Origin of the sequence: Rhizobium sp. NFR12 (assembly GCF_900108545.1) — a bacterium.
GTDB classification, from domain to species: domain Bacteria; phylum Pseudomonadota; class Alphaproteobacteria; order Rhizobiales; family Rhizobiaceae; genus Neorhizobium; species Neorhizobium soli.
In genome coordinates this window covers 435,283-455,357 of the sequence record NZ_FNWM01000004.1, presented here as the reverse complement: position 1 = coordinate 455,357, position 20,075 = coordinate 435,283, and the positions used below count along the sequence as shown (strand labels likewise).

18 protein-coding genes are annotated in these 20,075 nt (G+C 61.8%); 11 read left to right on the top strand and 7 right to left on the bottom strand.

Annotated features, from left to right (window positions below; genetic code table 11):
* Window positions 1-38: 38 nt before the first annotated feature.
* Window positions 39-1,250 carry a TIGR03862 family flavoprotein gene (locus tag BLW69_RS18605; protein WP_162759434.1) on the bottom strand — a complete coding sequence of 404 codons (1,212 nt, stop codon included), beginning with the start codon at window positions 1,248-1,250 and terminating at the stop codon, window positions 39-41.
* Between the two features lie 16 nt (window positions 1,251-1,266).
* Window positions 1,267-4,893: a hydantoinase B/oxoprolinase family protein gene (locus BLW69_RS18600; protein ID WP_092664046.1), complete on the bottom strand. Its 3,627-nt coding sequence runs from the start codon at window positions 4,891-4,893 to the stop codon at window positions 1,267-1,269.
* 197 nt (window positions 4,894-5,090) lie between these two features.
* Between BLW69_RS18600 and BLW69_RS18595 the strand changes: the two genes are divergently transcribed.
* The 4 genes from BLW69_RS18595 to BLW69_RS18580 are packed head-to-tail and all read left to right on the top strand — an operon-like array spanning window position 5,091 to window position 8,573.
* Complete coding sequence (locus BLW69_RS18595; protein ID WP_062454242.1) at window positions 5,091-5,675, top strand: TRAP transporter small permease; 585 nt, start codon at window positions 5,091-5,093, stop codon at window positions 5,673-5,675.
* Window positions 5,676-5,678: 3 nt separating this feature from the next.
* Window positions 5,679-6,992 carry a TRAP transporter large permease gene (locus tag BLW69_RS18590; protein ID WP_092664045.1) on the top strand — a complete coding sequence of 438 codons (1,314 nt, stop codon included), beginning with the start codon at window positions 5,679-5,681 and terminating at the stop codon, window positions 6,990-6,992.
* A gap of 20 nt (window positions 6,993-7,012) precedes the next feature.
* Window positions 7,013-7,996, top strand: coding sequence for a TRAP transporter substrate-binding protein (locus BLW69_RS18585; protein WP_092664043.1), 984 nt, complete (start codon window positions 7,013-7,015; stop codon window positions 7,994-7,996).
* A 55-nt stretch (window positions 7,997-8,051) separates the two neighbouring features.
* Window positions 8,052-8,573, top strand: a complete 522-nt coding sequence (locus BLW69_RS18580; RefSeq protein ID WP_062454239.1) for a winged helix DNA-binding protein — start codon at window positions 8,052-8,054, stop codon at window positions 8,571-8,573.
* Window positions 8,574-8,583: 10 nt separating this feature from the next.
* On the opposite strand, the gene BLW69_RS18575 is transcribed toward BLW69_RS18580, so the two are convergent.
* On the bottom strand, window positions 8,584-9,408 hold the full coding sequence (locus tag BLW69_RS18575; RefSeq protein ID WP_092664041.1) for an alpha/beta hydrolase: 825 nt from the start codon (window positions 9,406-9,408) through the stop codon (window positions 8,584-8,586).
* Between the two features lie 221 nt (window positions 9,409-9,629).
* On the opposite strand from BLW69_RS18575, the gene BLW69_RS18570 reads away from it, so the two are divergent.
* From BLW69_RS18570 to BLW69_RS18545, 6 genes are read left to right on the top strand one after another with little or no spacing between them, the layout of a single operon-like run.
* Complete coding sequence (locus tag BLW69_RS18570; protein WP_092664039.1) at window positions 9,630-10,766, top strand: ABC transporter substrate-binding protein; 1,137 nt, start codon at window positions 9,630-9,632, stop codon at window positions 10,764-10,766.
* Between the two features lie 9 nt (window positions 10,767-10,775).
* A complete protein-coding gene (locus BLW69_RS18565) occupies window positions 10,776-11,699 on the top strand; it encodes a branched-chain amino acid ABC transporter permease (protein ID WP_092664037.1) in 924 nt (307 codons plus the stop codon).
* Window positions 11,700-11,712: 13 nt separating this feature from the next.
* A complete protein-coding gene (locus tag BLW69_RS18560; RefSeq protein WP_092664035.1) occupies window positions 11,713-12,690 on the top strand; it encodes a branched-chain amino acid ABC transporter permease in 978 nt (325 codons plus the stop codon).
* Window positions 12,683-13,432 (top strand): ABC transporter ATP-binding protein, encoded by a 750-nt coding sequence (locus BLW69_RS18555; protein WP_092664033.1) that lies wholly within the window; start codon window positions 12,683-12,685, stop codon window positions 13,430-13,432. The genes BLW69_RS18560 and BLW69_RS18555 overlap by 8 nt, the downstream gene beginning before the upstream one ends.
* Complete coding sequence (locus BLW69_RS18550) at window positions 13,429-14,115, top strand: ABC transporter ATP-binding protein (RefSeq protein ID WP_092664031.1); 687 nt, start codon at window positions 13,429-13,431, stop codon at window positions 14,113-14,115. The genes BLW69_RS18555 and BLW69_RS18550 overlap by 4 nt, the downstream gene beginning before the upstream one ends.
* A gap of 3 nt (window positions 14,116-14,118) precedes the next feature.
* Window positions 14,119-15,051 (top strand): glutaminase, encoded by a 933-nt coding sequence (locus BLW69_RS18545; protein ID WP_092664029.1) that lies wholly within the window; start codon window positions 14,119-14,121, stop codon window positions 15,049-15,051.
* Window positions 15,052-15,131: 80 nt separating this feature from the next.
* On the opposite strand, the gene BLW69_RS18540 is transcribed toward BLW69_RS18545, so the two are convergent.
* From BLW69_RS18540 to BLW69_RS18525, 4 genes are all read right to left on the bottom strand, one after another.
* On the bottom strand, window positions 15,132-16,649 hold the full coding sequence (locus tag BLW69_RS18540) for a tripartite tricarboxylate transporter permease (RefSeq protein WP_062454231.1): 1,518 nt from the start codon (window positions 16,647-16,649) through the stop codon (window positions 15,132-15,134).
* Between the two features lie 22 nt (window positions 16,650-16,671).
* Window positions 16,672-17,160 carry a tripartite tricarboxylate transporter TctB family protein gene (locus BLW69_RS18535; protein ID WP_062454230.1) on the bottom strand — a complete coding sequence of 163 codons (489 nt, stop codon included), beginning with the start codon at window positions 17,158-17,160 and terminating at the stop codon, window positions 16,672-16,674.
* A complete protein-coding gene (locus BLW69_RS18530; protein WP_062454229.1) occupies window positions 17,157-18,101 on the bottom strand; it encodes a Bug family tripartite tricarboxylate transporter substrate binding protein in 945 nt (314 codons plus the stop codon). Before BLW69_RS18530 ends, BLW69_RS18535 begins: the two co-directional genes overlap by 4 nt.
* 230 nt (window positions 18,102-18,331) lie before the next feature.
* Window positions 18,332-19,399: an ABC transporter substrate-binding protein gene (locus BLW69_RS18525; protein WP_092664027.1), complete on the bottom strand. Its 1,068-nt coding sequence runs from the start codon at window positions 19,397-19,399 to the stop codon at window positions 18,332-18,334.
* Window positions 19,400-19,564: 165 nt separating this feature from the next.
* On the opposite strand from BLW69_RS18525, the gene BLW69_RS18520 reads away from it, so the two are divergent.
* A complete protein-coding gene (locus BLW69_RS18520) occupies window positions 19,565-20,071 on the top strand; it encodes a DUF1993 domain-containing protein (protein WP_092664025.1) in 507 nt (168 codons plus the stop codon).
* Window positions 20,072-20,075: the final 4 nt, after the last annotated feature.

Here is a 20,075-nt window from a genome sequence, read left to right as displayed (position 1 = left end):
TCTATCCTGTCGCGGGCCGATGGTGAACGCAGCAGCAGTCACTCTGTCTTGAGATAGGCTTCAACGCCGCGCGCTGCGGCAAGACCCGTGGCAAAGCAGGCAGTCAAAAGATAGCCGCCGGTCGGCGCTTCCCAGTCCAGCATTTCGCCGGCCGCGAACAGACCCGGACGCCGCTCCAGCATGAAGCCGCTATCGAGCTCGTCCCAGGCGATGCCACCGGCCGAGGAGATCGCTTCCGCAATCGGGCGAGGACGCAGCAGCGGGATCGGCAGCGCCTTGATCGCCCGCGCCAGATCCTCCGGCGGCATCCGGTTCACATCCGGTATCAGCTCGCGCAGCAAGGCCGCCTTGACACCGTCGAGGCCTGCACCCTTGCGCAGCCGGTTGGAAAAGCTCGCTTTCGCATCCTGCCGCGAGAGGTCGCGCACGAGACGCTCAAAGCTGCGGCCCGGCACGAGGTCGACATCAAGAGCCGCCTTTCCATCCCTGTTGATCAGCTCACGCAGGACTGCCGAATGCGCATAGACAAGGCTGCCTTCGATCCCGTGTTTCGAAATCACGAACTCGCCCTGATAGGTGCCCGCATCCGATCGCGTCGAGACGGATTTGAGCGGTGCCCCGGCAAAACGCTCGACGAACACGTCGCTCCACGCAACGTCGAAGCCGCAATTGGCCGCCTGGAACTCCGTTACCGCAATCCCCTCGGCCTTCAGCCACGGCACCCAGGCCGCATCCGAACCCAGCCGTGGCCAGCTTGCGCCACCAACCGCCAGAATGACCGCATCCGGGCGGATGAGAAGGTCGCCATCAACAGTTTCAAATCGGTAACCGCCGCCTTCGAACCCCGTCCAGCGATGGCGGGTCTTCAGCACCACGCCCTGGTTGCCCAGCCGGGCAAGCCAGGCGCGCAGCAGTGGCGATGCTTTCATGGCAACGGGAAAAACCCGGCCCGATGTCCCCACGAATGTTTCCGTCCCGAGCTCCTGTGCCCAGGCGCGAACATCCGATGGCGTGAACGCATCAAGCGCCGGTTGCATCCGCGAGGAAGGCGAGCCGAAACGTCCGGCAAACCGATCAAAATCCTCCGCATGGGTGATATTGAGCCCGGACTTTCCAGCCAGCAGAAATTTCCGCCCAAAGGTCGGCATCGCCTCGTAAACGGTCACCGAAAATCCGGCAGCGGAAAGATGCTCCGCCGCCATCAGTCCCGCCGGCCCACCGCCTATGATCGCAACCTGTCTGGTCATGATCTCCGGTTACGGCAGATCACGCCGTTTTGCCATAGCCCCCAGCCGTCGGCGTGGTCACGGTCACCGCTTCGCCCGCCTCAATCACCGTCTGGGCGCAGCCCTGAAGTGTCTCGATCGAGCCGTCGAGCCTGCGCACGGTGGTCATCCCGAGTTCGCCCTCTCCGCCGCCGTCAAGGCCGTGCGGGTGGAGCGTCCGATGCGAGGAGAGGATGGCGCAGTCCATCGTTTCGAGAAACCGGATCGTCCGCTTTGTGCCGTCGCCGGCCGCAAACTGACCCTGTCCGCCGGAATTGTCGCGGATGTGGAAGTCTTCCAGCAGCACCGGATACCGGGTCTCCAGGATTTCCGGATCGGTGAGACGCGAGTTGGTCATGTGCACATGGACAGCGTCGGTGCCGGCAAAGCCGCTACCGTCGTTGAACCGGCCGGCCGGCGAACCGGAGCACAGCGTCTCGTAATACTGGTAGGTGGCGTTGCCGAAGGTCAGGTTGTTCATCGTGCCCTGGCTTGCTGCGATCGCACCCAGCGCGCCGAACAGAGCATTCGTCACGTGCTGCGACGTCTCGACATTTCCGGCAACGACCGCTGCCGGATATTGCGGCTTGAGCATCGAACCATCAGGCACGATGATGCGGATCGGCTTCAGGCACCCGGCATTCATCGGGATCGAGCTCTCCACCATCACGCGGAACACGTAAAGAACGGCCGCGCGCGTCACCGGTTCGGGCGCATTGAAATTGTTCTTTTTCTGCTCGCTGGTGCCGGTAAAATCGACCGTCGCCTCGCGCTTTTGCCTGTCGATGGTGATCTTGACCCTGATCGTGCTGCCCTGGTCGGTCGCGTAGGAAAACTCCGCGTCGCCAAGCTTTTCCAGAACACGGCGAACGCTTTCCTCCGCATTGTCCTGGACGTGGCCCATATAGGCCTGCACGACATCGAGCCCGAACTGAGCGATCATCCGGCGCATTTCGTAAACGCCCTTTTCGTTGGCAGCGATCTGCGCCCTTAAATCTGCGACGTTCTGCGCAACGTTGCGGGCCGGGTAGGGATGGTCGGACAGGAGGTTGGTGATGCCCGTCTCGTCGAACCTGCCGCGATCGACCAGAAGCACGTTGTCGAACAGCACGCCTTCCTCGTCGACCGTGGTCGCCAGCGGCGTCATCGATCCCGGCGCGGTCCCGCCGACATCGGCATGGTGACCGCGCGAGGCGACGTAGAACAGGATTTTCCCGCCCGCGTCATCGAACACCGGTGTGACCACCGTAATATCTGGCAGATGCGTTCCGCCATTATAGGGCGCGTTCAACGCGAACACGTCGCCGGGACGGATCTTGCCCTGGTTCTGCGCAATGATGCTTTCGACGGATCGATCCATCGATCCGAGATGAACAGGCATATGCGGCGCATTGGCGACAAGCGCGCCGTTCTCGTCGAACACGGCGCAGGAGAAATCCAGCCGTTCCTTGATGTTGACGGAGGACGCCGTGTTCTGCAGCGTCACGCCCATCTGCTCGGCGATCGACATGAACAGGTTGTTGAAGACCTCGAGCAGAACCGGATCGGCCTGGGTGCCGACAGCCTTGGCACGCGAGAGCGTGACGATACGCTTCAGGACGACGTGGTTGAGCCGGGTCACTTCGAAAGCCCAGCCGTCTTCGATCACGATGGTCTGGTGCGGCTCGACGATCAGGCAGGGACCGCTGGCGCGCGCGCCGGGCCCGATGCCGGCACGGCGATAGACGGGCGCGTCGCGCCACGCGCCGGTGGAATAGAACCGCGTGTGCTCCGCAGCCGTTGGGGCCGCGTCGTCCAGCGCAAACTCGGGCTCCGATGCATCGGCACCACCGCCGATCGCCTCGACCTCGTAGGCCTCGAAGATGATCTCGCGGTTTTCGAAGATAAAGCCGAACTGCTTCCGGTGGACAGTCTCGAACGCTGCCGTCATCTCGGCGGCATCTGTCACCGCGACCGAAAGGGTCGTATCCGTGCCCTGATAGCGAAGGTGGGCACGGTGCAGCACCTCTGTCTGCGCTCGATCCACGCCTTGCGAGCCCATTTCCGCAAGCACGCTTGTCGACAGTTCGTCGCGAACCGGGTCAAGCGATGCCAGTGCTTCGGCAAGCGGCCGCGAGACCGTACGCTGGCGGGTAGCGCGGATATCGGCGAGACCCATCCCGTAGGCAGACAGGATGCCGGAAAACGGATGGATCAGGACCGTCGAGATCCCGAGCGCGTCCGCCGTCAGGCAGGCGTGCTGACCACCGGCGCCACCGAAACAGGTCAGCGCGTAATGCGTGACATCGTAGCCGCGCTGGACACTGATCTTCTTGACGGCATTGGCCATGTTCTCGACCGCGATGGCAAGGAAACCATCCGCCACCTGTTCCGGCGTGCGGCCATCGCCGACCACCGTCGCCATCTCCTCGAAGGCTTTCCGCACGGCAACGGCATCCAGTGGCTCGTCGCGGTTGGGCCCGAAAATCCTAGGGAAGAGTTCCGGAGAAAGCTTGCCCAGCATCACGTTCGCATCGGTGACGGTGAGCGGGCCGCCACGCCGATAGGCTTTCGGGCCGGGATTGGCGCCGGCAGAATCCGGGCCGACGCGGAACCGACCGTTTTCGAAATGCAGAATAGAGCCCCCGCCGGCCGCGACCGTGTGGATCGACATCATCGGAGCGCGCATCCGCACGCCAGCGACTTCGGTCTCGAACGAACGTTCGAGCTCTCCGTCATAGTGCGAAACATCGGTGGACGTGCCGCCCATGTCGAAGCCGACCATTCTGTCGAACCCGGCAAGTCGCGAGGTTTCGACCGCGCCAACGACGCCACCGGCCGGGCCTGACAGGATTGCGTCCTTGCCCTGGAACAGTCTTGCCGCGGTAAGCCCGCCGGAAGACTGCATGAACATCAGCTGGGGTCCCTCAGAACCGGCAGTCTCCGCATCCGTGCCAAGCTCGCTCGCCACCTGATCGACGTAACGGCGCAGGATCGGTGAGAGATATGCGTCGACGACGGTCGTATCGCCGCGGCCGACCAGCTTGATCAGCGGCGAAACCTCATGGCTGACAGAGACCTGGGCAAAGCCGATCTCGCGGGCGATCGTTGCGACCAGCTGTTCGTGAGCCGGATAACGATAGGCATGCATAAAGACGATAGCGATCGCACGGTAGCCCGCATCGAACTGCGCCTGAAGGTCCGCGCGCACCGTCGCCTCGTCCGGCTCCGCCTCGACTTCTCCGTCGGCACGCACGCGTTCGTCGACTTCCACGACCGCCGTGTAGAGCAGTTCGGGCTTCACGATCTTCTTGGCAAAGATGTCGGTTCGGGCCTGATAACCGATCGCCAGCGCATCTTTGAAGCCGCGTGTGGTCACGAGCAGCGTCCGCTCGCCCTTGCGCTCCAGCAGCGCGTTGGTAGCGACGGTCGTTCCCATCTTTACGGCGCCGACCAGTTCGGCGGGTATCGGCTGCCCGGCTTCGACCTGCAGCAACTCGCGAATGCCCTGCACCGCGGCATCGCGATAGGCTTCGGGATTTTCCGAAAGGACCTTGTGGGCCACAAGTGTCCCATCCGGCTTGCGCCCAACGATATCGGTAAATGTGCCGCCGCGGTCGATCCAGAAATCCCACTTGTCCTGCGCCATGCAATGCCCCCGTAACGATCGATTTGAGGCCACGAGAACATTTCGTCGATAAAACGTCAATGATCGATTGACAGGAAAATGCCCAGTACGGCATCATGCCTTTATAACAGGCAAAGTGGCCAGAAGAGCCGCGCCGCAAAGGCAACCGAGGGGAAGCCATATGAGCGATCTACGCATTCTTGTGCGGAGGGCAAACCGTGTCCACCGTTGATCCACGCCACAGCATCTTCCCCGAATGGCTCCGCAAAGGGTTGGACGGTTTGTACCTCGTGTCCGGCTGGCTGGCCGGGCTTTTCCTGATTGCGATCTTCCTCATCATGCTCGCGCTTTCCGCAGGTCGCCCGCTTGGGATAGACGTTCCGGCCGGCGACGATTTCGCATCCTGGGCAATGGCGGCGTCTGCCTTCCTCGGTCTCGCCCATACATTCCGCTCCGGCGAAATGATCCGCGTCGGCTTGCTGGTGGAAAGGTTCACCGGCCGTACCCGCCAGATGGTCGAGATTTTTGCCCTGCTGGTTGGGTCCGCCGCTGCCCTCTATTTCGCCTGGTACGCTTTCGACATGAACGTCACCTCGTGGCGGTTCAACGATCTTGCCCAAGGCGTCATCGCCATGCCGCTGTGGATCCCCCAGATCGGTTTTTCCGGCGGCCTGATCATCCTCGCTGTCGCCATGACGGACGAGCTTCTGCATGTGCTTTTCGGCGGGGCACCCCGCTATGAAAAGCCGCCTGCGGAAACGGCCGAAGAAGTGATTGAACGCGCAATGCAGAGCGGGGCCTGACGCATGGGAACGATTGAACTCGTTGAAATCGCCGGCGTCGTCCTCGTCGCGCTGCTTGCGCTTCTGGCCGCCGGAGTCTGGATCGGCTTCTCGCTGCTCATCTGCGGCCTGATTGCCATGCTTTTCGTGCCGGGCATCCCGTTTGGCGCGGTGCTGGCCACCAACTCCTGGAGCAACGGCGCGTCCTGGTCGCTGGCGGCGCTGCCGCTGTTTGTCTGGATGGGCGAAATCCTTTTCAGGACAAAGCTGTCCGAAGAGATGTTCCGGGGTTTGGCACCCTGGCTTGGCTGGCTCCCGGGCAGGCTCATGCATGTCAACGTTCTCGGATGCGGCCTGTTCGGCTCGATCTCAGGTTCCTCGGCTGCAACCACGGCAATGATTGCCAAGATCGCCCTGCCGGAATTGAAGAAGCGCGGCTATGACGAAATGGTCAGTCTCGGCTCGCTGGCCGGTGCCGGCACGCTCGGCATTCTCATTCCGCCGTCGATCACCATGGTCGTCTATGCGGTCGCCGCCAACGTTTCGATCATCCAGATCTTCCTCGCCGGATTCCTGCCGAGCCTGATCGTGATGGTCCTCTATTGCGGCTATATCGTCGTCTGGTCACTGCTCAACCCCGACAAGCAGCCGCCTGCGCCGCCGAAGATGAGCTTCAAAGAGAAGCTGAAGGAATCGGCCAACCTCATCCCAGTCAGCCTTCTGATCATCCTCGTCTTCGCAACGCTGTTGCTCGGCTGGGCCACGGCGACGGAATGTGCGGCCTGGGGTGTGGCCGGCTCGCTCGCCATTGCCGCCTGGTCGAAAACGCTCAGCTGGAAGTCCTTCTGGGACAGCGTCATGGGTGCGACACGTCTCACCTGCATGATCATGCTGATCCTGACGGGTGCCGGCTTCATGTCGATCGCCATGGGGTATACCGGCATTCCGAACGCGCTGGCGGCCTGGGTCGATAGCTTCAACCTCAGCCCCTACGCTCTGATCGCCGTGCTGACGATCATGTATATTCTGCTCGGTGCGGCACTGGATGGACTGTCGATGATCGTCCTTACCACGGTTGTCGTTCTGCCGATGATCGAGCAGGCCGGCTTCGACCTCGTCTGGTTCGGCATCTTTCTGGTGCTCATCGTCGAGATGGCGGAGGTCTCTCCGCCCGTCGGCTTCAATCTCTTCGTCCTGCAGACGATGAGCGGGCGCGATAGCCTGACGGTGGCAAAAGCCTCGCTGCCATTCTTTTTCCTGCTTGTGGCGACCGTCGCCATCATTACGGTTTTCCCGGAAATCGTGATGGTTCTGCCGAAAATGGCATTCCCGGGTTAATCACAAAGAGGGAACTGAAAATGAAGGTCACTGGAAAACTCGCCCGCCTCGGCATTGCCGCAGCTGCGCTCCTCGCGTCCACAGCATCGTCTTTCGCAGCCAACTGGGTCCTGCCGTCCGCCTATCCACCGACCAACTACCATGTCGAGAACCTCAACCAGTTCGCCAAGGACATCGATGCGGCCACCAAAGGTGAGCTGAAGATCACCGTCCATCCGAATGCCTCCCTCTTCAAGGCCCCCGATATCAAGCGCGCGGTCCAGACCGGCCAGGCGCAGGCGGGCGAAGTGCTGCTGTCGCTGCACGAAAACGAAAACCCGGTCTTCGGGATCGACGTCGTGCCGTTCCTGGCCACCAGCTTCGAACAGTCCAAGAAGCTTTACACAGCGTCGAAGCCCGCTATCGAACAGGCGCTCGACAAGCAGGGTCTGAAACTTCTCTACACCACGCCATGGCCGCCGCAGGGCGTCTTTACCAAGAAGGACGTCAACAGCGTTGCCGACCTGAAAGGTCTGAAATGGCGCGCGTATAATGTCGGCACGTCGCGGATTGCTGAAATGGTCGGCGCCCAGCCGGTCACCGTCCAGGCCGCCGAACTGCCGCAGGCTCTGGCAACCAGTGTCGTCGATGGCTTGATGACCTCCAGCGCCACGGGCGTCGACAGCAAGATCTGGGAATCGCTGACCCACTATTATGACACCCAGGCCTGGATCCCGAAGAACGTCATCTTCGTCAACAAGGCTGCGTTCGCAGCCCTCGACGCCGCCACGCAGAAAGCCGTGACGGATGCGGCTGCGGCTGCAGAAACCCGCGGCTGGTCGATGGCCGCCGAAAAGACGGCGTCCTACATGGAAACGCTGAAGAAGAACGGCATGCAGGTTTTGGAACCAAGCGCCGAACTGAAGACCGGCCTTTCCGCAATCGGCGCCAAGCTGACCGAGGATTGGTCGAAGAAAGCCGGCGCAGATGGCGCCGCGATTCTGGACGCCTACAAGAAGATGTGATTTCGGAAGCGCCGTGGCAATCGTGCCGCGGCGCCCTCTCATTCCGGAGAAGCTCATGTCCGAACCGATAGACACTGTTGGCCCGATCGTTTCTTCGGAGCACCTGGCAAGCGGCGCGCTGCCGGCTCTGTCCGAAATCGAGTTCGGCCTCACCATGCTCAATCATGCGTTCAGCCGCTGGATGGTGCGCTGCATGGCGGCATCCGGAGTGCCCGACCTTTCGACCGTCGACATTCTCGTCCTCCACAACGTCAACAGCCGCAACAAACCGAAGACGCTGGCCGATATCGCGCTCGTCCTCAATATCGAAGACACCCATGTGGTGACCTACGCTCTCAAAAAGCTGGAACGGCTGAAGCTGATCAAGTCCGGCCGGCGCGGCAAGGAAAAGCTGGTCATGGTGACGGAAGCGGGCGCTGCCGCCTGTGCCCGCTACAAGGCGATGCGTGAAAGCCTGCTCGTCAAATCCGTTTTGGCAACCGAAGTGTCCGCAGACTCCTTGTCGGATGTCGCCGCCCGCCTTCGCGCCCTGTCCGGCCATTACGATCAGGCCGCCCGCGGCGCCGCGTCTCTCTAGCGACAAAACGCTAGCCCAAAAGCGCTCTCGTCAGCGGGTGGTTCGGATCGGATAGCCCGTCCAGAACCGTGAAATGGTTTCTGTCCGGCTCCTCGACGGCTTCGGTCTCGGCCCCCAGACCCTTCCAGATATTGGCGAGCAGTGCGTTCTGTCGAAGGAATTCCGAGCGCTCGTTGCCACCCACCCAGCAGGTGAGGCGCGTGTTCGGCAGGGGTTCCAGCAAGGCCGGGCTTTCGCGCTGCGCCTCGTCAGGATCGATCCGCTGCTTCTCGTTCATCTTCGTCTTCATGATCGGGCGAAGGTCATGCACGCCTGAGATCGACACCGTGTTGACGATGCGGTCTCGGACGGTCTCTGCGAGTGGCGACGTGGTGGTGATCATCCGCGTCACCAGATGCCCGCCCACCGAATGCCCGGCAAGCCGTATCGGCCCGTCCACCAGATCTGCTGCGGCCGTGATGGCCTGGCCGATCTCGCGGGTGATTTCAGCGATCCGGTTTTCCGGCGCAAGCGTATAGGCGGGGAGTGCCACCGCATATCCGCTTTCCAGCGCGCCATGGGCAAAATGCGACCAGTAGCTGTTGTCGAGCGCGATCCAGAAGCCGCCATGGACATAGACGACAAGGCCTTCCGGCTTTCCGGCGGGAAGGAAAAGATCGAACCGGTTGCGCGGCTTGTCGCCATAGGCAATTCCGAGCTTCGCACGGCCGTCGGCCGCGAGCGTTTCGCGGTACAGTCTTGCCGGCTCCACCCATGCGGCGGGCCATTGTTCACCCTTTGGAATGTTCGGGCCATTGGCATAGGCGTCGTCCCAGTCGATGATCCCGTGTCGCATGTGATTGTCCCCTGTTCGATCCGACAAGCGTCATAACCCGCCCCCGATGTCGCTGGAAAGCCTGCCTTGCTGTTCCAAGACTTCTCCTCGTCGGCATAGTTTGCTTTGTGATGCTTTTTGCGCTTGCACGCGGTGGAAGTTTGCCGGCGAATGTGGAAGGTAACGGTTTCACCGCCATCGACGGATTGGCGGAGCAGGGGATAAAAAAGGGGAGAATGACGATGAAGAAAATCCTGGTCGCCGCCACGATGGCACTCAGCCTCGGCGCATCCGGTCTGGCGATCGCCGAACCGCTCAAGATCGGCATGATCACCACGCTATCCGGCGGCGGTGCAGGCCTCGGCGTCGATACGCGCGACGGCTTCATGCTGGCCATCAAGCAGTCCGGCAACAAGGATATCACCGTCGTCACCGAAGATGATGCGCAGAAGCCGGAACTCGCCGTCCAGATCGCCGACAAGATGATCCAGAGCGACAATGTCGACCTGCTCACCGGCATCGTCTGGTCGAACCTTTTGATGGCCGTCGTTCCAGGCGCAGTCGCGCAGGACAAGTTCTATGTCTCGACCAATGCGGCACCTGCAGCGCTCGCCGGTGCCGGCTGCAACAAGCTCTATTTCAACGCTGCCTATCAGAACGACAATCTTCACGAAGCGGTCGGCGAATATGCCAACAAGTCCTACAAGAAGATGTTCATCCTGGCGCCGAACTATCCGGCCGGCAAGGATTCGCTGACCGGCTTCAAGCGCTATTACAAGGGCGAACTGGCGGGCGAAGTCTATACCAAGGTCGGCCAGACCGATTACGCCGCCGAAATCGCCCAGATGCGTGCGTCGGGTGCCGACGGCATCTTCGTCTTCCTGCCGGGCGGCATGGGCATTTCCTTCATGAAGCAGTTTGCCCAGTCGGGTGTGAAGATCCCGGTCATGGGCCCGGGCTTCTCCTTCAGCCAGGACGTCCTGCCGGCCATCGGCGATGCGGCGCTCGGCGCCAAGGCATCGGGGCAGTGGGCTCCGGATTTCGATACCGACGTCAGCCGCAAATTCGTCACCGACTTCAAGGCCGAATACAATCGCCTGCCGTCCATCTATGCGCTTCAGGCCTATGATGCCGGCCAGCTGATCGCGTCTGCCGCTGCCAAGGCGGACGTCAAGGATGCAGACGCTTTCCGCGCCGAACTTCTCAAAGCCGATATTCAGTCGCCGCGTGGCAAGTTCAAGTTCAACACCAACCAGCATCCGATCCAGGATATCTACCTGACGGAAGTGGTGAAGAAGGACGGCGTTCTGACCAACAAGACGGTCGAGAAGATCTTTGCCGATCATGGCGACGCCTACGCCAAAGACTGCAAGATCTAAGGGAAGCATGTGACCATCTCGCTTGCTCTCGAGCAGCTGCTGAACGGCATCCAGCTCGGCGTCATGTTGTTTCTCATGTCTGCCGGGCTGACGCTGATCTTCGGCGTCATGGGCCTGATCAATCTCGCCCATGGCTCGCTCTATATGGTCGGCGCATTCGCCTGCGCGGCCGTTGCCGCCTGGACGGGGTCGTTCTGGCTCGGCCTTGTCGCCAGCCTTGCCTGTGCGGCGGCAGCCGGTGCCATCGTCGAACTCCTGGTTATCCGCAGGCTCTATGACCGCGACCATCTCGATCAGGTTCTGGCGACATTCGCGCTGATCCTGATCTTTTCCGAAGGCACCCGCTGGCTGTTCGGCTCCTTCCCGCTTTACCTCGATATTCCGCCGCTGCTGCAGGGTGCGGTCGCTCTGCCGGGGGATGCAACCTATCCCGTCTACCGCCTGGCGATCATCGCCGTCGGTGCGCTGGTGGCGCTCGGCCTTTACCTGCTGATCGGCAAGACCCGGCTCGGCATGCGCATCCGGGCTGGCGAAAGCGACCGCGAGATGATCGGCGCGCTCGGCGTCGATATCTGCACGCTCTATACGCTGGTCTTTGCACTGGGCTCCGCTCTGGCCGGACTTGCCGGCGCAATCGTCGGCCCGCTGCAATCGGTCCAGGTCGGCATGGGCGAACCGGTCCTTATCCTCGCCTTCGTGGTGATCGTCATCGGCGGTATCGGCTCGATCAAGGGTGCGCTCATTGGCGCGCTGCTCGTCGGTATCACCGATACGCTCGGCCGGCTTCTTCTGCCGCAACTTTTGACCCTGTTCATGGACCCGTCCCAGGCGGGCATGATCGGCGGCGCTGCGGCATCGATGCTGATCTATGTGGTCATGGCCGTGATCCTGTCGGTAAAACCTCGCGGCCTGTTTCCGCCAGCACATGCATGAAGGCCGTTCAACGATGGTGCTGACCCGCGAAAACGCAGTCAATCTCACGCTCGCCGTCCTGCTGCTCGCCGTCCCCTTGATCGCGAGCGCGCTCGGCCAGCCGTTCTATGTGACCCTTGCGACCCGGATCGCCATTCTGGCGCTGGCAGCCCTTGGCCTCAATCTTGCGCTTGGCCTCGGCGGCATGGTGTCGTTCGGCCACGCGGCCTTTTTCGGCATCGGAGGCTATGCCGCCGGTATTCTTGCGAGCCACGCGCTATCAGGCGAACCGCTTCTGTTTGATCTGCCGGGCACGGCGCAGATGCCGATCATCTGGCTTGTCGCCGTCATTGCAGCCGGTTTGGTTGCCTTGGCGATCGGGGCGCTCAGCCTCAGGACCTCGGGCGTCTATTTCATAATGATCACGCTCGCCTTCGCGCAAATGGTCTATTATTTCGCGATATCCTGGCCGGCTTACGGCGGCGAGGACGGGCTTTCGATCGCGGTGCGCAACCAGTTTCCGGGCACGAACACCATGCGCCCGCTGAATTTCTTCTTTGTCGCTTACACCGTGCTTCTGGCCGGCATCGGCCTTTTCGCGCTGATCCGCGCGTCGCGTTTCGGTGCGGCGCTGGTTGCCACCCGCCAGAACGAGATCCGCGTCGCCGCCCTCGGCATTGACCACTACCGTATCCGGCTCGCAGGTTTCGTCATCTCGGCCATGATCACGGCCCTTGCCGGCGCGCTCTACGCAGATCTCAACCGCTTCGTCAGCCCGTCCATGCTTGCCTGGCACATGTCTGGCGAACTGATTGTGCTGATCATTCTCGGCGGCACCGGCAGGCTTTTCGGGCCGCTCGCCGGTGCAGCGCTTTATGTGGCGTTCGAGTTCGCGCTGGGTGGCCTAACCGAACGCTGGCAGTTCTTCCTCGGTCTCATCCTTCTCGGCGTGGTGCTCTTTGCCCGCGGCGGATTGCTGGGCCTGCTTGCCGGAAAGACGAAACATGGTTGAGCCGGTTCTCCAGACAGACAATCTCGTTAAGAGTTTCGGAGCACTTCGTGCCACCGACGGCATCACGCTCGACCTGAAGCCCGGCGAAATCCACGCACTGATCGGCCCGAACGGTGCCGGAAAATCGACCCTGATTCACCAGATCTGCGGCACGCTCAAGCAGGATAGCGGCACGATCCGCCTCGCGGGTGAAGACATCGGCGCACTGAGTGCTGCCGCTCGCGCCCGACGGGGGCTTGGTCGCACGTTTCAGGTATCGTCGCTCGCGCCCGAGTTTTCGGCGCTGCGTAACGTCATGCTGGCGGTCCAGGCGAAGCAAGGATCGAGTTTCGGCTTTTTCCGACCTGTGATGCGCGACAGATCGCTGATCGATCCTGCAATGGCGATCCTCGAGCGCGTCGGCCTCTCCGACCGAGCACGGCTGCCGGCGGCCGAGCTTTCCCACGGCGAGCGACGCCAGCTTGAGATCGCCATGGCGCTGGCCCTGCAATCGAAGGCTCTGCTTCTCGACGAGCCGATGGCGGGAATGGGGCCGGAGGGTTCGAAAAGGCTCACCGGTTTTCTCGATACGCTGCGCCAGGAAGCGCCGATCCTGCTCGTGGAACACGACATGGATGCCGTCTTCGCGCTGGCCGACCGGATATCGGTTCTGGTCTATGGCCGCATCATCGCAACCGGCACGGTGGAGGATATAAGGCGCGATCCGGCGGTGCGCACCGCGTATCTCGGAGATCATGCCTGATGCTGCTCGATGTCCAGGATATCGCCACCTACTACGGCAGCAGCCAGGCGCTATTCGGCGTCGAATTTTCGGTGGCGGAAGGCGAGGTCGTGGCCCTGATGGGCCGCAACGGCATGGGCAAGTCGACGACCATCAAGTCGATTTGCAATCTTTTGGCCCCTAAAACCGGCCGCATCCTCTTCGATGGCAAGGACACCGGCAAGCTGGCCCCCTACAAGGTGGCGCGGCTGGGTGTGGGGCTCGTCCCCGAGGGCCGCCGCTGTTTCCCGAACCTGACCGTTCATGAAAACCTGGTCGCCGCCGCAAGACCCGGTGAATGGACCGTCTCAGAGATCAATGCCCTGTTTCCCCGTCTGGAGGAACGGCATGCGCAGATGGCGAGATCGCTTTCAGGTGGCGAGCAGCAGATGCTGGCGATCGGACGCGCGCTGATGACCAATCCGCGGCTGCTGATCCTCGACGAGGCGACGGAGGGGCTTGCACCTGTCATCCGCCAGGATATCTGGAAGGCGTTGCGCCAGTTGAAGACGAAGGGCTTGTCCATTCTCCTAGTCGACAAGACGCTGTCCGAGCTCTTGCCGGTTGCCGACCGGTGCGTCATCCTCGAAAACGGCAGAAGCGTCTGGATCGGCGCACCAGCCGAACTGACACCAGGGTTGCAGGATCGATATCTCGGAGTGTGAGCAATGACGGACGATCTGCAGGCCATCGTCGACCGGATTCACGCCAAGCTGCAGAGCCGGCTGGGCGAGGGAAAAGTGGCCGACTACATTCCCCAGCTTGCCCATGTCGATCCACGCAAGTTCGGCATGGCGGTCGTCACCGTCGACGGCAAGGTCCATAGCGCTGGTGATTGTGCCGAACCCTTCTCGATCCAGAGCGTGTCGAAGGTTTTCACGCTGACGCTCGCACTCGGCAAGCATGGCGAAACCACCTGGAACCGGGTCGGTCGGGAGCCGTCGGGCTCTCCCTTCAACTCCATTGTCCAGCTCGAACAGGAGGCCGGAAAGCCCCGCAACCCTTTCATCAATGCCGGCGCGATTGCCGTCAGCGATCTCGTTCTTGCTGGCCATACGCCGCGCGAGGCGATCGGGGAGATCCTGCGCTTCGTCCGATATCTGGCGGATGACGAAACGATCGCGATCGACCCGTCGGTTGCGAAATCCGAGGAAGCGACCGGCTACCGAAATTTTGCGCTTGCCAATTTCATGCGCTCTTTCAACAAGCTCTCGCATCCGGTCGAGCATGTGCTCGGCGTCTATTTCCACCACTGCGCCATCTCCATGACCTGCACCCAGCTGGCGCGGGCCGGTCTATTCCTCGCCGCCAATGGCCGCAACCCGATGACCGGGCACACCGTGGTCTCAAGCCAGCGGGCACGGCGCATCAACGCCCTCATGCTGACCTGCGGCCACTATGACGGCTCCGGCGAGTTCGCTTATCGGGTCGGGCTTCCCGGCAAGAGTGGTGTCGGCGGCGGCATCATGGCCGTGGCGCCGGGACGCGCATCAGTGGCCGTCTGGTCTCCAGGTCTCAATCAGAACGGCAATTCGCTGGTCGGTTCGCTGGCGCTCGAAATGCTGGCGGATGAAACCGGTTGGTCCGTGTTCGGGCACTGACACAACACTCCCTTCAAAACAGAAAGCCCGGCCTCCTTTCGGAAGACCGGGCTTGTTTCGTTGAGGGAAGGCTGAGGTCCTCAGTCTTCGCTGGCTGCCATCTGGTTCAGCACGTTGCCGCGTCCGCGCATGCGCAGCACCAGCGGTACGATCAGGGCAGCCGCTGCCACGAGCAGCAGGCCTGCGGCGATCGGCGAGGTGAACAGCACCGTCACGTCGCCCTGGCTGATCGACAAGGCACGGCGCAACTGCTGCTCGGCCAGCGGTCCAAGGATCAGGCCGACGATCACGGGCGCGATCGGGTAGTCGAACACGCGCATGATGTAAGCGACGAGACCGAAGACGAGCAGCATGCCAAGCTCGAACACCGACGGATTGGCGCCAATCGTGCCAAGCGTCGCAAACACGAGAATGCCGGCATAGAGCCAAGGCTTCGGGATCGTCAGCAGCTTCACCCACAGACCGACCAGCGGCAGGTTCAACACCAGCAGCATCAGGTTGGCGATGAGAAGCGAAGCGATCAGACCCCAGACCAGCTGCGGGTTGGTGACAAACAGCAGCGGGCCAGGCTGCAGGCCGTATTGCTGGAAGCCGGCCAGCATGATGGCAGCGGTCGCCGACGTCGGAAGACCAAGCGTCAGAAGCGGCACGAGCGTACCGGCGGCGGATGCGTTGTTGGCAGCTTCCGGACCGGCAACACCTTCGATCGCACCATTGCCGAACTCTTCGGGATGCTTGGAAAGACGCTTTTCGGTCGCATAGGAGAGGAAGGTGCCGATTTCTGCACCACCGGCCGGCATTGCGCCGATCGGGAAGCCGATGACGGTCCCGCGCAACCAGGCTTTCCAAGAGCGCGCCCAGTCCTGGGCGGTCATCCAGACGGAGCCCTTGATCGCTTCCACCTTGTCGGGAGCCTGGGCACCCTGTGCGGCGATAAACAGCGTCTCGCCGATCGCAAACATGGCAACCGCCATGGTCGTGACCTCGATGCCGTCGAGAAGGTCAGGTACGCCGAAGGAGAGGCGGTTCTGGCCGGTCAGCTGATCGATGCCGACAAGCGACAAAGCAAGACCGATGAACAGAGATGTCAGGCCACGCAGCGTCGAGTTTCCGAAAGCCGAGGAGACTGTGACGAAGGCGAGAACCATCAGCGCGAAATATTCGCGCGGACCGAACACCAGCGCCAGCTTGACGATATAGGGCGCAACGAAGGCGAGCGCGAGCGTGGCGATCAGGCCGGCAACGAAGGAACCGATCGCAGCTGTTGCCAGTGCCGGCCCCCCGCGTCCTGCGCGGGCCATCTTGTTGCCCTCGAGCGCGGTCACGATCGAGGCGCTTTCGCCTGGCGTGTTGAGAAGGATCGAGGTCGTCGATCCTCCGTACATGCCGCCGTAATAGATGCCGGCAAACATGATCAGCGAGCCGGTCGCATCCAGCTGGTAGGTAACGGGCAGAAGCAGCGCGACGGTGGTTGCCGGGCCGATGCCGGGCAGCACGCCGACCATCGTGCCGAGCGTTACGCCGACGAGCGCGTAAAACAGGTTCATCGGCTCTGCGGCAGAGGCCAGACCCTGAAGAAGGAATTCGAAAGTGCTCATGGATTAACTCTCTGGCTCCAAGTTAAAGGAGCAGGTTTTCCAGCGGACCGGCGGGAAGGGAAAGCTGCAGGACGCCCGCAAACAGGTACCAGATGGCGAGACAGATCGCGATGCCGATCGGAATGCTGATATGCAGCCGACGGGCACCGAAGCCGCGTGCGGCGAAAGCGAAAAGCAGGCCCGTCGCAATCGAGAACCCGACGAACCGGATCAGGATCATCTGGGCGAGAAGCCCGGCGACAACCCAGGCGACGGGACCGAATTCCTGCCGTTCGCGCGCGGGGAAATCCCGACGGAATGCCGCAAAGACCGTCCAGATGGCAAGGCCGATCAGGCCGAAAGCGATCCAGTAGGGCACGGAGGCGGGGCCGACAGGCGAGTAGCCAGTCGTACTCGTCAGCCGCGACACATCGATGAAGATGACGGCGGCGACGATCGCGAGTACGGCTGCAATGGCAAGCGCCGCCCAATCAGGGCGGCGCTGTTCGGTAGTCGTGTTTTCAGAACTCATTTGACCAGTCCGATGTCCTTCAGGATGGTTTCCGTCGCAGCGATATCCTTGGCGAGCTGCTCATCGAAGGCCGGACCGGAGAGGTAGGTGTCCATCCAGCCCTTGGTCTTCAGGTTATCCTGCCAGGTCTTGGACTTTACCAGCTTCTCGATGTCGGCAGTGATGGTCTTCTTCTGCTCGTCGGAAATGCCGGGAGCAGCGGCAACCATGCGCCAGTTCTGCAGCACGACGTCGAGACCGGATTCCTTCAGCGTCGGGGCATCGATGCCGTCGATCTTCTTGTCGGACGAAATGCCCAGCAGGCGCAGCGAGCCGGCCTTGATCTGCGATTCGAACTCGCCGTAGGACGAGATGCCGGCCGTCACCTGGCTGCCCAGGATCGCGGCAAGCGCTTCGCCGCCACCGGAAAACGCGATGTAGTTGATCTTGGTCGGGTCTACGCCGGCAGCCTTTGCAATGAGGCCAGCGCCGATGTGGTCGGTGCCGCCAGCCGAACCGCCACCCCAGGATACTGAACCCGGATCAGCCTTCAGCTTGGTGACCAGATCCGCCATCGTCTTGATGTCGGAAGATGTCGGGACGACGATCACTTCGTATTCGCCGGTGAGGCGTGCGATCGGTGTGACGTCTTTCAGGGTTACCGGCGACTTGTTGGTGAGGATTGCGCCGACCATGACGTAACCGCCAACCATCAGAGCGTTCGGGTTGCCCTTCTGCTGGCTGGCGAACTGGGCGATGCCGATCGTGCCGCCGGCGCCCGGAACGTTCATGACCTGGACGCGGTTGGAGATCTTCTCCTGCTGCAGGGCGACCTGCATGGTGCGGGCCGTCTGGTCCCAGCCGCCGCCCGGCGCTGCCGGTGCCATGACCGAATAGTCAGCCGCTACGGCCGGGAAGGCGACTGCGCCCGCGAGGAAAGATGCGATGAGAAAATGTTTCAAGGGTATGTCCTCCGTTGACGTCCTTTTGGACGAAATCTTTGATGGCGCAACGGTAGGATCGATTTGAGCGGACTGGTGCCGTCCGTTGATCTCCTCCCGTCACCGATCGAGTCCGCCTCCGAACGGGTCTCGAATGGTTCTAAGGCAGCATAACAAGCTGACATCTACCTGACATTTCCCTGACTGCGTCTGTTTGACAAGGGTAAATGCCTCAAAATCGCCAGAATTGATCACTGCTGGCGCAAGACCTCGTTCCATTTCGAGATCAGCCGCGCCCGTTTCACCTGATCGAGATAGACCATCAGCCCGAGGCTGACGGGCACCGGCTTCAATTGGCCACCCAGCATCTCGCGCATCGTCGTTGCGGTGTTGTTGCCGGACACTTCGGGACTGACGGCCGGGATCTGCAGTTCGCGGGCCATAATCGTCTGGCCCTCCTTCGACATGAAGAATTCGAGGTAGCGCTTTCCGAGATCGGCACGTTGAGCGGCTTGCGGCACCAGCCCGATACGCGACATGACCACCGTATAGTCCTTCGGCAGGACGATCCCGACATTCGGGTTCCGTGAGGCCCAGTCGGCGGCGTAGGATCCGACGATATTGTAACCCATCAGGAAACGGCCATCCGCCACCCTCTCGAGGATGGCGCCGCTTGTCGAATAGAGTTTGACGCCCGCTTCGCCCATCGCCCGCACCACCGACCAGATGTCCCCGAACTGTTCCTGGTCGCGCGACATGAACAGGAAGCCGACACCGGAGCGTTCGATATCGTAGGTGCCGATGCGGCCATGCGCCTGGTCACCCTGGCGCGCCAGAAACGCGATGAACTCGGCGCGGGTGGCAGGCGGCGCCTCGTTCTTGAAACTCGGCTTGTTGTAGACGAACACGGCCGGCTCAAAGGTCAGCGCGTAAACCGTATTGCGCCAGTTCGCCCACTCTGGCCATCGCCCGCTCATCGGCAGGTCGCTCGCCTGGGCGTAACCGTCATTGGCAAGCTTGACCTGGAGATCCATGGCCGACGAAAACGCGAAATCTGCTGTCTTGTGGCCCGCGTCGGTCTCCCGCACGATCCTGTCGTAGATCTCTCCCGTCAGCATGTCCTCGTAGGACACCGCCACATCTGGGTTGGACGACTGGAAGCCTGTGATCATCGGCTTGGCAAGAGGCTCGTCCAGCGACGAATAGACGGTAAGGACAGGCGCATCCTTGTTGCCCGAAAGGGCAGGAAACATCAGCACTTCCGCGACGGCCAGATGCGGCGCAGCGATGAGACAAAGACAGAGGAGAAGCTTTTTCATTGCGGGCAAGAATGCCCGACCCGGGCGCTTGCGGCAAGCCGTTGGAAATCCATCACTGGCGTCCGGAATGCAGGGCTCGCGGTTTACCGCTCCCCTGTTGTATTGCCGGTCGCCGTTATTACCTGTGAATGGCGATTTCCCCACCAGCCCTTTGAGGTCACAACCATGTCGCTTTCCCTATACGACGTCTCCGTCCCGGCCTTTATCCGTGGATTTGCCAATCTCTCCGAGATCCTGAAGAAGGCCGAAGCCTTGGCCGACGAGAAGGGCATTCCCCACAGCCAGCTTCTCGAAGCGCGCCTGATCGAGGACATGCTGCCGCTGACGGGTCAGATCCAGCGCGCCAGCGACACGGCCAAGTTCGTCCCGGTGCGCGTCGGCCAGCTCGAAAACGTCGCGATGGAGGATAACGAAGTCACATTTGCCGATCTCCATGCCCGCATCGACAAGACGGTCGCCTTCCTGAAGACCGTCGTTCCCGCCAGCATGTCCGGTCGCGACGAGGCAGAGGTCGTGCTGAAGACCCGGTCCGGCGAGATGAAATTCACAGCCACCGACTACGTTCTCGGGTTTGCCCTGCCCAACTTCTATTTCCATCTCACCGCCGCCTACGCGATCCTCCGCCACAAAGGCGTACCCATCGGCAAGACCGATTATCTCGGCCGCAGCTAGGCGC